This window comes from Rhizobium sp. BK661 (genome assembly GCF_024808825.1).
In the GTDB taxonomy this organism is placed as follows: Bacteria; Pseudomonadota; Alphaproteobacteria; order Rhizobiales; family Rhizobiaceae; genus Rhizobium.
This window is the reverse complement of sequence record NZ_JANTYT010000012.1, coordinates 95885-108683: the sequence shown is the minus strand read 5'-3', so window position 1 is coordinate 108683 and position 12799 is coordinate 95885. Positions and strand designations below refer to the sequence as shown.

Genomic DNA, 12799 nt, shown 5'->3' with positions numbered 1-12799 from the left:
CGTGGGTTTCCTCTACCTTGATATCAAACGAGCTGACGGCCCTTGGCGTCGATCGCGTTGGCGACCGCCTCGTCCGTGGCTTCGTCCGGCAACAGCATTTCGTTATGGGCCTTGCCCGACGGGATCATCGGGAAGCAGTTGGCGAGATTGGCGACACGGCAATCGAAAATGACCGGCTTCTTCACGTCGATCATTTCCTGGATGGCGCCGTCCAGATCATCGGGCTTGTCGCAACGCAGACCAACGGCACCATAGGCTTCGGCGAGCTTGACGAAGTCAGGCATCGCTTCCGTGTAGGAGTTGGACAGACGGTTGCCGTGCAGCAGCTGCTGCCACTGGCGGACCATGCCCATGTACTGGTTGTTCATGATGAAGATCTTGATCGGCGCCTCGTACTGGATCGCCGTCGACATCTCCTGAATGCACATCTGGATCGAGGCGTCGCCGGCGATATCGATGACGAGGCTTTCCGGATGGGCAATCTGCACGCCGAGCGCTGCCGGCAGGCCGTACCCCATGGTGCCGAGGCCGCCCGAGGTCATCCAGCGGTTCGGCTTCTCGAAGCCATAGAACTGTGCTGCCCACATCTGGTGCTGACCAACTTCGGTCGTGATGTAGGTGTCGCGATCCTTGGTCAGCGCATAGAGGCGCTCCAGCGCGTATTGCGGCATGATCACGTCGTTATTCTTGGTGTAGGCGAAGGAATTACGCGCGCGCCAACGAGCGATATCAGCCCACCAATCGGCGATCTGGCTCTTTTCCGGCTTCTTCGGCAATGCGCGCCACAGGCGAACCATATCTTCCAGAACGCTTCCGACATCGCCGCGGATCCCAAGATCGACGCGAACGTTCTTGTTGATCGAGGACGGGTCGATGTCGATGTGGATCTTCTTCGAGTTCGGCGAGAAGGCATTGATGCGGCCGGTGATACGGTCGTCGAAGCGGGCGCCGATGCAGACCATCACGTCGCAATCATGCATCGCCATGTTCGCCTCGTAGGAGCCGTGCATGCCGAGCATCTTCAGCCAGTTCTTGCCCGATGCGGGATAGGCGCCGAGGCCCATCAGCGTCGAGGTGATCGGGAAATCCGTCAGTTCGACCAACTCGCGCATCAGTTTGGTCGCTTCGGGGCCGGAATTGACAACGCCGCCACCGCTATAGATGACCGGACGCTTTGCGCTTGCCATCAGTTCAATGGCAGCCTGGATCTGGCTGAGATCACCCTGAACCTTCGGCTGGTAGCTCTTCTGGATCGCATGGGCTGACGGCGGCGTGTAGGTGCCAGTCGCAAACTGAACGTCCTTCGGGATATCGACGACAACAGGACCCGGACGGCCGGACTGGGCGATGCGGAAGGCTTCGTGGATGATCGCGGCCAGATCGTTGACGTCCTTGACCAGCCAGTTGTGCTTGGTGCAGGGGCGCGTGATGCCAACAGTATCGCATTCCTGGAAGGCATCCGAACCGATCAGCGAGGTCGGAACCTGACCGGTCAGGCAAACGAGCGGGATCGAGTCCATCAAGGCGTCCTGCAGCGGCGTGACGGCATTTGTCGCACCCGGACCCGAGGTCACGAGCATGACACCGACCTTGCCTGTGGAGCGGGCATAGCCTTCGGCGGCGTGGCCGGCGCCCTGCTCATGGCGGACGAGAATGTGCTTGATATCGTCCTGCTGGAAGATCTCGTCGTAGATCGGCAGCACTGCGCCACCCGGATAGCCGAAGATGTGCTCGACGCCATTGTCCCTCAGCGCCTGGAGGACGATCTCCGCTCCCGTCATCCGATTTCCTGCTGCCTGATTGTCCGTGCCCGTCATGTTTCTTTTCCGTTTTGACTGCTGGGATTTGAGTTTTGTGGTCCGGAAGCCCGATTTTCGGACATAAAAAAAGGCCCCTGTGGGAGCCTTCGTCTAGCGCATGGGTGGCTATCGCCGGATGGTTATACCATCCTGCCCATGCGCCTTCCCACCACGATAAGAGCTACTGCGATTTTCATGGGGCGAATTGATAGACAGAAAATTTCGCATCGTCAACGCATGCCGCAATAAAAAATCGAATGCAATCGTCCCGGTCAGACGTGCGCGGGACTGGCGCGCCTGTCGCAAAAAGACTTTCTTAAACGTTCGCTCATATCCTCCTTTGCTACCGCAGGGAGTAGCCCTTTGCTGAACAAGGACTTGCACACGGCAGGCAAGGCAGGCGAGCATGACCGCCGCGACGACCAGACCCCGGGTAACCGGTTTCTTGGCCGCGTTGTTGCGTGTAGCGGGTCTCGCGCCACGATCGCTGCCGTCGCAGAAGCTGGCGGCACAGAGCTGGCCGAACTGTGGTCGGTCGGAAGGCTCATTTCGATCAGCGTCGGTCGAAACCGGGTGGTCGCCCTCGTCTACTCCATGAACACCGGCGGTCACAGCTGGGGCGAAGGAGAAGACAACTACTTTCAAATCGAAACCGAATTGCTTGGCGAAGTTCGCGTTGACGAGGATGGCCGCGAGCAATTCTCGACCGGCATTTCACGCTATCCCTATCTCGGCGCCATCGCTCACCGCATCCGCTCGACGGACTTGATGCGCATCTATGACGCCGGCAGCGGAACAACAGCCGTGATTGGCAAGCTCACGCAAGACGAGAGCATCGATGCCGCCATCCATATTCCCTCGATGCTGTCCAAGCATTTCGCAATCGTTGGCTCGACCGGCGTCGGCAAGTCGACAGCCGTGTCTCTGCTCTTGCACAAGGCGATCGAGGCTGACCCGAAGCTGCGCGTACTGATCCTCGACCCGCACAACGAGTTTGCTGCCGCCTTCCCGAAGCACTCGGTTGTCATCGATACGGACACGCTCGACCTGCCGTTCTGGCTGATGAAACTGGAAGAGTTCGCGGAAGTGGTCTTCAGAGGCCGAACACCGATTCCGGAAGAAGTCGACATCCTGCGGGATTTGCTGCCGGAGGCAAAGCGCGCCTTCCGCGGCAGCGACAATTCGCTCGTCAGGCGCACAACGGAAAAGAGCTCGATTACGGCGGATACGCCGGTTCCCTATCGCATGGCCGATCTGCTGGCGCTGATCGACGAACGCATCGGCAGGCTCGAGGGACGCAGCGAAAAGCCTCTGCTCCGGTCGCTGAAGATGCGCGTTCTCGCTGCCATCAACGATCCGCGCTACCACTTCATGTTCTCCAGCAACACCATCAGCGACACAATCATGGAGACGGTGGCGGAAATCTTCCGCATCCCTGGCGACAATAGGCCGATCTGCACCTTCCAGCTATCCGGCATCCCCTCCGAGGTCGTGAACTCAGTCGCTTCGGTTCTTTGCCGCATGGCTTTTGAAATCGCATTGTGGAGCGACGGTGCCATCCACATGCTCGTCGTCTGCGAAGAAGCGCACCGCTACATTCCGTCGGATCCGAATCTCGGCTTCTTCCCGACACGGCAGGCAATCGCCCGCATCGCCAAGGAAGGCCGCAAATACGGCGTGTCGCTGGGGATCATCACCCAGCGTCCAGGCGAACTCGATCAGACGATCTTGTCGCAGTGCTCGACGCTGTTTGCCATGCGCCTTGCCAATGATCGCGACCAGGAAATCATTCGTTCGGCGATTCCCAACTCGTCGATCTCGACGACCAGCTTCATTTCCTCGATCGGCAACGGCGAGGCGATTGCCTTCGGTGAAGCGATCAGCGTTCCAATGCGAATGCGCTTCTCGCGCGTCGAGGAACGCTACTTGCCGAAGGCCAACGGTGCCAACGTGAAGGTCAGCGACGAGGATCCTGACAACGTCGATCTGCGCAAGATCGTAACCCGCATGCGCGCCACCAGCGGCCCGGATATTTCGGCGTTCCAGCAAAGCTACTCCGCTGCAATGCCACCAAGCGGTCCTTATGAGGACGAAGAGGACTATGACAACGACTACGACGGCCCGGTAGCACCTTCCTCTTATCCGTCAGCGCCATTGCCGGGTCATTCTCTGGCGGCTCCACCACTCGCGCCGATCGAACCATATCGTCGCGACATGTTGCCGGGATCAGGCACCCCGCGAGAGCCATTTGCCGCTCCTCAGCGCGCGCCTCTTGCAGCGCCGGAAACGTCTATCGATGGCCGCCTGGAAGCCCTACGACGTGAAATGCGCGGAGAACCGCCACCCAGGACCGGCGACGGCCCAGCTGTCGCAGGAAGCATTCGCCGTGAACCCGGTATGTCCCTCCGTGACAGCATCCTGAAAAAGCCGCTCAGCAGCCTAAATAACAAGGACTAGCCGGTACCACGCTACCGCAAGCGCTCCCAGCTTTCGTCCATCTGGTTGCGAAACCAGGTCATCTGTCGCTTGGCATATTGCCGCGTCGCCGCAGCGCCCCGCTCCAGAACCTCGTCGCGCGTAAGCTCGCCATTCAACATCGCCGCAATCTGCGAAACGCCAATGGCTTTCATCACAGGCATGTCAGGCGACAATGAAAGCGAGAGCAGCGCTTTCACTTCACCCTCAGCCCCCTGCTCCAGCATCTTTTCAAATCGCCCGTTGATCCGCTGGTGAAGGACGGCACGCTCCGGTTCGACCACGATCTTGCGAGCCGCCGAGGGGTCGATCATCACCGGTCCCGCTTGCGCCTGAAAATCGATGATCGAGCGGCCGGTTGCTTCGATGACCTCGAGCGCCCTCACGATCCGCTGTCCATCCTGCGGACGAAGACTGCCGGCGACCGCAGGGTCGCGCTCTTGCAGTTGCCGATAGAGTTCGTCGGGTCCCTCATCCTGTAGGCGTGAGCGAAGGCTGTTGCGCACGTCCTCCGGTATCGCAGGCATATCGGAAAGGCCGCCGGTCAACGCTTTGAAATAGAGGCCCGTTCCGCCTACAAAAATCGGTTTGCGTCCATCGGCACGAAGACGCTGCAGCAGATCCGTAACGTCCCGCAGCCACGCCCCTGTAGAATAGGCACGACTCGCGGGGACGTGACCGTAGAGGTAATGGGGAATACCCTGTATATCGTCTTCAGATGGCCGCGCGGTCAACACGCGCAGCGTGTCGTAGACCTGCATGCTGTCGGCATTGACGACTGCCCCACTGTGCTCTTTTGCCAATTCGACGGCGAGCGCGGACTTGCCGCTGGCGGTCGGCCCGGTTATCAGGATCGCGTTCATTGCGCTCAGAAGGTTTTCCATCATGGCCCTCGTTGCCACGCTTGTTGCCAATCCGTCAAATCCTGTTCTCACGCAGTCGATTGCCGAGCAGGTGACCGATGCAGTGAAAGCTTCCGGCCTCTACTGGCTGGCTGACGGAATTGCCTGCGATATCGCACTGAGGGATGGAGCCGACGTCGAAGCCGCTCGAGCCGGCATTCTCGCCGCCATCGGCAGCGCTGCCATCGACCTCGTCATCCAGGATGCCGAGACACGCCGCAAGAGACTTCTGATCGCCGATATGGACTCAACCATGATTGGCCAGGAATGCATCGACGAACTCGCTGCCGAAGTGGGGCTAAAGGAGAAGGTCGCCGCGATCACGGCTCGCGCCATGAACGGCGAGATCGCTTTCGAACCAGCCCTCCGTGAGCGCGTTGCGCTCTTGAAAGGGCTACCGATCTCGGTCGTCGACGACGTTATTTCCAGACGCATCACGCTCACTCCAGGTGGCCCAGAATTGATCGCCACCATGAAGTCGAAGGGACATTATACAGCGCTGGTCTCCGGCGGCTTTACCGTCTTCACCGGCCCCATCGCAAAGACGCTCGGCTTCGATGAGAACCGCGCGAATGTTCTGCTGGAAGAGGCTGGTGTTCTTTCCGGCTTCGTCTCTGAACCTATCCTCGGCAAGCAAGCCAAGGTCGATGCGCTGAACGACATTTCCGAAAGGCTCGGCATTTCTCCCGACGACGCCATTGCCGTTGGCGACGGCGCCAACGACCTCGGCATGCTTCAATTGGCTGGATCCGGCGTCGCTTTGCACGCTAAACCAACCGTCGCAGCCCAGGCGAAGATACAGATCAATCACGGCGATCTCAGCGCCCTGCTCTATATCCAGGGCTACCGCAAGACCGATTTCGTAGTGCCATGACGGTAATCCTAGAGACCGATCGCCTGCTTTTGCGCAACTGGACCGACGGTGATCGGCCGCTGTTCCACGAGATCAACTCCGATCCTGAGGTGATGGAATTCTTCGCCTTCCGTCGCGACCGCGCTGAAGCGGATTCGATGCTCGACACGATCCGCGACAGTATCGCCGAGACCGGCCTCGGCTTCTATGCGATAGCCCTGAAGGAAACCAATGAGCCGATCGGTTTCTGCGGTCTCTGGAGACCCAAGCTCGAACCGTTTCTGCCAGCGGGCACGATCGAAGTCGGCTGGCGTCTCGCGAAAAGGCACTGGGGCAGCGGATATGCGACAGAAGCGGGAATGGCCGCACTGCGCCATGGCTTCACCGAGTTCGACCCCAGCGAAATCGTTTCGTTTGCTGTAACCGACAACCATCGTTCGACCGCTGTCATGCAGCGGCTTGGCTTGCATCATGAACCTGATCGCGATTTCGACCACCCCAGCATTCCGGACACGCATCCGCATCTGAAACGCCACGTTCTTTACACGATCAGCCGTCAGCAATGGGAATGCGGGATCCGCTAACGCCAATTGCCGGCGCACGGCACCATAAGAAGTTGGTGCCGCTTGCCTTCGTCGCCGCACGGACTTCCGACGACGAAGCCATTTGACGCTTATTGAGGGATGAGCGAGCCCTCGTCTCGCTACTCCATCGGCACAGCTACGAAGCGCAAGTCGCCGTTTGCCGACGCGATCATCATCTGCGCGTTCCGCCGGCCTTCCTGCTTTAGCGACTGCACCTTCGCGGCGACGGCCTCGGGCGAGCGCATAAACTCCTGCGCCACCTCAACGATCACGTCACCAGGCTTCAAGCCCTTTTCCGCCGCCAAAGAGCCGGCTGCGACCTCAGCGACAAGCACGCCATCGACACTTTCAGCGATACCGAAGGTTTTCCGGGTCTCCGCGCTTAGCTCAGACAGCGACAGGCCGAGTACATTCTTCGGATTCGTTGCATCGGGTGCAGCCTGATCCGTCTTGCCCTTGCCATCCGGCATGGGTTGGGTCTGCTGGTCATCGGGCTCATCCATATCCTGGTTTTCATCAGGATCCGGATTGATGACACCGCCCTTGTTGTTGGCGTCGGCATCGTTCGAGGCGGCCTGATCGCTATCCTCCAGGCGGCCGAGCTTCACCTTCACGGTCTGCTCCTTGCCGTCACGAAGCACGACAACGTCGACTTCCTTGCCGACGGGGCTTTCCGCCACCACGCGCGGCAAATCACGCATTTCGTTGACCGGCTTGCCGTCGAACTTGAGGATGACGTCGCCAGCCTTGATCGAACCGTCATCAACGGGACCACCCTTGATGACGCCCGCCACCAGCGCACCCTTGGCGCTCGATAGGCCGAGGCTGTCAGCAACATCGTCGGTAACCGGCTGAATGCGGACACCGAGCCACCCGCGGCGCGTCTCGCCGAACTCGCGCAACTGTTCGACGACGCCTGCAGCCAACTCCGACGGCACCGAGAAACCGATACCGATCGATCCGCCGCTCGGCGAAATGATCGCCGTGTTGATGCCTATAACCTCACCCTTCATGTTGAAGAGCGGGCCGCCGGAATTGCCCTTGTTGATGGCCGCATCCGTCTGGATGAAGTTGTCGTAGGGTCCGGCGTTGATGTTGCGACCGCGTCCCGAAATGATGCCGACAGTCACCGACCCGCCGAAGCCGAACGGATTGCCGATCGCCATGACCCAGTCACCGATGCGCATTCCGCTGGAATCGCCGAATTTCACGGCCGTCAGCGGCGCCTTTGGCTCAACCTTCAGCACCGAAAGATCGGTCTTGGTATCGGTGCCGATCAGCTTCGCCTTCAGCTTAGTGCCATCCGCGAAATTGACCTCGATATCGTCGGCGCCTTCAATCACGTGGTTGTTCGTGACGATGTAGCCCTGAGGGTCGATCACAAAGCCCGATCCCAGCGAATTGACGTTGTGGTTGCCGCCCTTGTTACCCTTCTGCTTGTTGAAAAAGTCGTTGAAGAATTCCTGGAAGGGAGAACCGTCGGGCGCGCGCGGGGCCGGGCCAACACCCTCGTCATCCTTGACATTCTGCGAAGTCGAAATGTTTACAACGGCATTGAGGAGGCCTTCTGCGAGATCGGCAACGGATGCCGGGCCGTTCATCGGCGGCGTGCCCTGCGCTTGCACCGAGCCGGTGAAACCAACATTTGCCAGAAGTGCGGCGCCGGCCAGGAGAGCGAGCGATCGTCTGAAGGTCGGGCGGGTCGTCGGGGCCATCAAGCATCCTCATTTCAAATAAAACGCACTCTGAGCACCAGCATAAGGCGGAATGATGGAGGGTGAAATCACCTTTTCGCGAAATCCCGTGCAATCCTGTTCACCGCGCTCGCAGCCCTCGTGCCGCCACGCAAAAAGGCCGGCAGATTAGCCGGCCTTCGCATTTTTTTGTCAGGCGTCGCAACGCGGCGATCAGTTGGTCGGTGCTGTCGGCATCGCCGGCGCTGCGTTTCGAGGCGCGCCGCTTGCATCGTTGAAGAAACGGAAGAACTGCGAGTTCGGCGAGATCACCAACGTCGTGTCTTGCGAGGTCAGAGCCGTCGAATAAGCGGCCATCGAACGGTAGAACTCGAAGAACGCAGGATCCTTGCTGAATGCATCCGCAAACAAGCGGTTGCGCTCGGCGTCGCCCTGACCGCGCAGGACTTCAGAATCGCGTTGCGCTTCGGCGGTGATTTCGACCACCTGCCTGTCTGCGATAGCCCGGCGACGCTGACCCTCTTCCGTACCCTGCGCACGCAGGAGTTCAGCTTCGGCAAGACGCTCGGCGCGCATCCGGTCATAGGTCTTCGGCGCGACTTCGCGCGTCAGATCCGTACGACGGATGCGGACGTCCTGAATGTTGAGACCAAGATCTTCAGCATCGCGATGCAAGTCGTCGCGAACCTCAAGCATCATTGCCACACGCTCTTCAGACAGTGCAGCATCGAAGTCGCGCAGACCGTAGACACGTCGAAGCGAAGAATCGAGTTGCGTGCGAAGGCGTGCCTCCGCGGCCTCGCGATCGCCCGAGACGGTTTCGCGGAACTTGCGGACATCCCTGATGTCGTAGACCACGAAGGCATCAACATCGAAGGTCGCGCCGCCACGAACCTGAACACGAATGTTGTCGAGGTCGAAGCGCAGTGCCTGCCGTTCCACGATCTGGACGCGGTCGGCATCCATGAAGGCAAACGGCAACTTGAAGTAGATACCCGGCTCGGTCTTCACCGACTGGATCTGACCGAAGCGGACAACAATCGCCTGCTCACGCGCATTCACGACGAAGACCGACGAGTAGAGCGCAATCAAGACGACGGCGAGAAGGCCGAGAATGAGGGGAAGCCTGTTCGATGTCATGGCTCAACCTCCCTGCTGCGCCGGTTTGCCGATCTCATTAAGCGGCAAGTAAGGCACAACCCCTTGCTTCTCGTCGATCACGACCTTCTTGGAATTCTTCAGAACCTGCTCCATCGTTTCAAGGAAGAGACGTGTACGAGTGACCTCGGGCGCCTTCGCATATTGTTCGTTGATGAACGAGAAGCGCTGAGCCTCACCTTCGGCTTCCTTGACCACGCGGTTCTTGTAGGCCGCTGCCGCTTCGCGGATCTGGGCGGCGTCACCGCGCGCCTGACCGAGCTTCTGGTTGGCGTACTGATTGGCCTCTTCGACCAGTCGCTGCTTGTCCTGGTCGGCTCGCTGCACTTCTTCGAAGGCATCGGCGACTTCACGTGGCGGAGCCACGTCCTGAATCGTCACGGCGCCGATGGAAATACCAGCCCTGTAGCGATCCATGGTTCCTTGGACGATGTTGGCGACTTCCGTTTCAATCGGCTGACGATTGTCGCGGAAGGCATCCTGGGCCGGACGGCGACCGACAACTTCGCGCATGGCGCTTTCGGCGACCTGCTGCAGCGTCTCAGCCGGGTTCTCCACGTTGAAAAGATAGGCCTTGGGATCGCTGACCGTGAAGAAGACTGAAAACTGAACGTTCAGGATGTTCTGGTCACCGGAAAGCATCAGCCCGCTCGACGAGGATGTCGACGTCGATGCCGCACCGATATTCTGCTGCTGCATCGTCACCTTGACGATCTCGACGGTTTCCATCGGCCACAGGTGGAAATGCAGGCCCGGGGTCGAAACCTCTTCCTTGGGATTGCCGAAACGCAGTTCGACGCCGCGCTCGTCCGGCTGGACGATATAGATGCACTGGAAGAGCCAGAACACCACCAAAATCGCCGCAACGATGACAAGCACGCCGCCGTTGAACCCGCCAGGCACAATGTTGCGCAGCTGGTCCTGACCGCGCCGGATAATATCCTCAAGATCAGGCGGCCCACCCTTGCCGCCACCGCGCGGGCGATTGGGCCCTTGCCCCCATGGTCCCTGATTGTTACCGCCGCCGCCGCCCCAAGGGCCGCCGCCGCCATTCTGATTGCTCCAGGGCATCAAAACCTCTTATTCGTTGAACTCCGATCGCCTAACCCACGGGGGCGGCGGATAGCTGCGATCGTGACCGTTATAGGTATCGCCGCATCTGCTTTCAACGCAGCATGAGGAACTTGACGATATTTATTGGAAAATAGTTGGTTTTCAGCGGTTAGCGCCGGTCATAGACCACGAATTTCGTGGGATAGCTATCCTTGTCGCCTGCAGGCACGTCGATCGTCTCCGTCGCCCTCCAGAGCGCTGGGTCAATCGCCGGAAATGACGTATCGCCTTCGACCGCGGTTTCGACATGCGTCACGCACAGCCGATCGGCGAGATCGATGGCCTGCTCATAGATCTGCCCACCACCGATGATGCAGATTTCGCTCCCACCATTTTGCTTGGCAAGGTCCTCTGCAAGGCTGATGGCCTCGGTCAGCGAACGAGCCATATGCACGTCCGGATTCGCTACCGCGGCAGACTGCCGGGAAATCGCAATGTTTGGTCGCCCGGGCAGCGGCTTACCAAGGGAGTCATAGGTCTTCCGCCCCATGACAACAGGCTTGCCCAGTGTCAGCGCCTTGAAGCGCTTGAGATCGGTGGAGAGCCGCCATGGCATGTCACCATCCCGCCCGATGATGCCGTTCTCGGAAACGGCGACCACGATCGTCTTGCGAATGTCAGACATCGACCTCTCCAATCAGACCGCGATCGGGGCCTTGATGCTGGCGTCGGCTTCGTAGCCGACCAACTCGAAATCCTCGAACTTGAAGCCGAAGATATCCTTCACATCGGGGTTGATCCGCATGAACGGCAACGGCTTCGGCGTGCGGGTCAGTTGCAGCTTCGCCTGCTCGAAATGGTTGTGATAGAGATGCGCATCCCCAAGCGTATGCACAAAATCACCGAGTTTCAGACCGGCAACCTGCGCCACCATCATCGTCAGCAAAGCGTACGAGGCAATGTTGAATGGCACCCCGAGAAAGATATCAGCGGAGCGCTGATAAAGCTGGCAGGAAAGCTTGCCGTCGGCGACGTAGAACTGGAACAGGCAATGGCATGGCGGAAGCGCCATGTCATCGACCTCGGCAGGATTCCACGCAGAAACGATATGGCGGCGCGAGTTCGAATTCTTGACGATGCCGGCAACAAGTTTGGCGATCTGATCTATATGGCCGCCATCCGGCGAAGGCCACGAGCGCCACTGCGCGCCATAGACCGGCCCCAGATCGCCATTCTCGTCCGCCCATTCATCCCAAATCGAAACGCCATTGTCCTTGAGGTAGCGGATATTGGTGTCGCCACGTAGGAACCAGAGCAGCTCGTGGATGATGGACCGCAGATGCAGCTTCTTTGTCGTAAGAACCGGAAAGCCTTCCTGCAGGTCGAACCGCATCTGATAGCCGAACACAGAGCGCGTGCCCGTGCCGGTACGATCGCCGCGATCGGTTCCGTGTTCCATCACATGCTTCAGAAGATCGAGATACTGCTTCATCGTTCGCCGCCGATTCCGTTCTGAGCTTATTTAAGCGCTTCGCTCATCGAAACCAATCGTCGCGCGGGCTTTATCCCGACAAATCTCCGTCACGATCAGCGCCCACGTATCCATTCGCTGACTAGGATCAGCCTATTGGCGATTTGACGTTCAATGCGAAGGTTGCCGAAGCCTTTGATGCCCGCCGCTTCCCTGCATCTCTCTCCTTGGCTTGTTTGTAGCGATAGTCGGAGCAGCGACCGGGATCGTCAGTATGTTGAAAGCGTGGCGCCTTCACGATCGGAAGGTGATCTCTCTCTCTCTCTCTCTCTCTTAGGCTGCCGAGCGTCCTCTCGCTTTCTGAGCGGACCACACGGTTTTGTGACAACACCTCTTCCCATCCCTGACGGAAAACACTATATCACCCATGCCGGTCTTCGGGCCGGCTATGGCGATAAATGAGCGGTGTAATAAACCTATTGGACCCGGGGGCGGTACCCGGCGCCTCCACCAAAAACCGGCGGCCCAGCAATGAGATGGCCGGCTTTTGATGGGGGCGAAACAGGATCGACAAGGGTGTAAAGATCGTCTTTTTGCTCGGCATTGTACCGCCGTTATCGGGCTAAAATTGTAGTTGCAAACGACAACTATGCGGAAGCTCGTCTCGCTGCTTAATCGCGGTGTGACACTTCAAATAAAGCCCTAGTGGTTCGCACCTCTAGGCGGGGTCCGAAGGCACCTGGCAACAGAAGCCTTCACCTTCTCCCTTGCGCGCAAATCATGTATGGTTTGGTCAAGCATGACTCGGCT

General features: G+C 59.2%; 10 protein-coding genes and 1 other RNA gene. 4 read left to right on the top strand and 7 right to left on the bottom strand.

The window, feature by feature from the left end; genetic code table 11:
- Positions 1-23 precede the first annotated feature (23 nt).
- Entirely contained in the window at positions 24-1817 is a 1794-nt protein-coding gene (locus FHX16_RS21840) for an acetolactate synthase 3 large subunit (protein ID WP_259130343.1), read from the bottom strand.
- Between the two features lie 345 nt (positions 1818-2162).
- Here FHX16_RS21840 and FHX16_RS21835 point away from each other — a divergent pair, with 345 nt between their 5' ends.
- Positions 2163-4256, top strand: a complete 2094-nt coding sequence (locus FHX16_RS21835) for a helicase HerA domain-containing protein (protein ID WP_183860847.1) — start codon at positions 2163-2165, stop codon at positions 4254-4256.
- Positions 4257-4267: 11 nt separating this feature from the next.
- Here FHX16_RS21835 and miaA read toward each other — a convergent pair whose 3' ends face one another.
- On the bottom strand, positions 4268-5158 hold the full coding sequence (gene miaA, locus FHX16_RS21830) for a tRNA (adenosine(37)-N6)-dimethylallyltransferase MiaA (protein ID WP_183861399.1): 891 nt from the start codon (positions 5156-5158) through the stop codon (positions 4268-4270).
- Between the two features lies 1 nt (position 5159).
- Here miaA and serB point away from each other — a divergent pair, with 1 nt between their 5' ends.
- Positions 5160-6050, top strand: a complete 891-nt coding sequence (gene serB, locus FHX16_RS21825; RefSeq protein WP_259130340.1) for a phosphoserine phosphatase SerB — start codon at positions 5160-5162, stop codon at positions 6048-6050.
- On the top strand, positions 6047-6613 hold the full coding sequence (locus FHX16_RS21820; RefSeq protein ID WP_183754656.1) for a GNAT family N-acetyltransferase: 567 nt from the start codon (positions 6047-6049) through the stop codon (positions 6611-6613). Before serB ends, FHX16_RS21820 begins: the two co-directional genes overlap by 4 nt.
- Before the next feature lie 119 nt (positions 6614-6732).
- Here FHX16_RS21820 and FHX16_RS21815 read toward each other — a convergent pair whose 3' ends face one another.
- The 5 genes from FHX16_RS21815 to FHX16_RS21795 form a co-directional block, all read right to left on the bottom strand.
- Positions 6733-8328 carry a DegQ family serine endoprotease gene (locus FHX16_RS21815; RefSeq protein ID WP_183860851.1) on the bottom strand — a complete coding sequence of 532 codons (1596 nt, stop codon included), beginning with the start codon at positions 8326-8328 and terminating at the stop codon, positions 6733-6735.
- Between the two features lie 192 nt (positions 8329-8520).
- Positions 8521-9447, bottom strand: a complete 927-nt coding sequence (hflC, locus tag FHX16_RS21810) for a protease modulator HflC (protein ID WP_114713142.1) — start codon at positions 9445-9447, stop codon at positions 8521-8523.
- A 3-nt stretch (positions 9448-9450) separates the two neighbouring features.
- Positions 9451-10536 carry an FtsH protease activity modulator HflK gene (gene hflK / locus FHX16_RS21805; protein ID WP_016554465.1) on the bottom strand — a complete coding sequence of 362 codons (1086 nt, stop codon included), beginning with the start codon at positions 10534-10536 and terminating at the stop codon, positions 9451-9453.
- Positions 10537-10687: 151 nt separating this feature from the next.
- The gene (locus FHX16_RS21800; RefSeq protein ID WP_183860853.1) at positions 10688-11203 is read right to left on the bottom strand and encodes a dihydrofolate reductase; all 516 of its coding nucleotides are present in this window, start codon (positions 11201-11203) and stop codon (positions 10688-10690) included.
- A gap of 12 nt (positions 11204-11215) precedes the next feature.
- Positions 11216-12010 (bottom strand): thymidylate synthase, encoded by a 795-nt coding sequence (locus tag FHX16_RS21795; protein WP_259130334.1) that lies wholly within the window; start codon positions 12008-12010, stop codon positions 11216-11218.
- Positions 12011-12379: 369 nt separating this feature from the next.
- Between FHX16_RS21795 and ssrA the strand changes: the two genes are divergently transcribed.
- Positions 12380-12749, top strand: a transfer-messenger RNA (tmRNA) gene (gene ssrA, locus FHX16_RS21790).
- The last annotated feature ends 50 nt before the right edge of the window (positions 12750-12799 follow it).

Coding starts and splice junctions, on each gene's coding strand:
- FHX16_RS21840 (WP_259130343.1), bottom strand. CDS start 1,817: ATGACGGGCACGGACAATCAGGCAGCAGGAAATCGGATGACGGGAGCG.
- miaA (WP_183861399.1), bottom strand. CDS start 5,158: ATGGAAAACCTTCTGAGCGCAATGAACGCGATCCTGATAACCGGGCCG.
- serB (WP_259130340.1), top strand. CDS start 5,160: ATGGCCCTCGTTGCCACGCTTGTTGCCAATCCGTCAAATCCTGTTCTC.
- FHX16_RS21820 (WP_183754656.1), top strand. CDS start 6,047: ATGACGGTAATCCTAGAGACCGATCGCCTGCTTTTGCGCAACTGGACC.
- FHX16_RS21815 (WP_183860851.1), bottom strand. CDS start 8,328: ATGGCCCCGACGACCCGCCCGACCTTCAGACGATCGCTCGCTCTCCTG.
- hflC (WP_114713142.1), bottom strand. CDS start 9,447: ATGACATCGAACAGGCTTCCCCTCATTCTCGGCCTTCTCGCCGTCGTC.
- hflK (WP_016554465.1), bottom strand. CDS start 10,536: ATGCCCTGGAGCAATCAGAATGGCGGCGGCGGCCCTTGGGGCGGCGGC.
- FHX16_RS21800 (WP_183860853.1), bottom strand. CDS start 11,203: ATGTCTGACATTCGCAAGACGATCGTGGTCGCCGTTTCCGAGAACGGC.
- FHX16_RS21795 (WP_259130334.1), bottom strand. CDS start 12,010: ATGAAGCAGTATCTCGATCTTCTGAAGCATGTGATGGAACACGGAACC.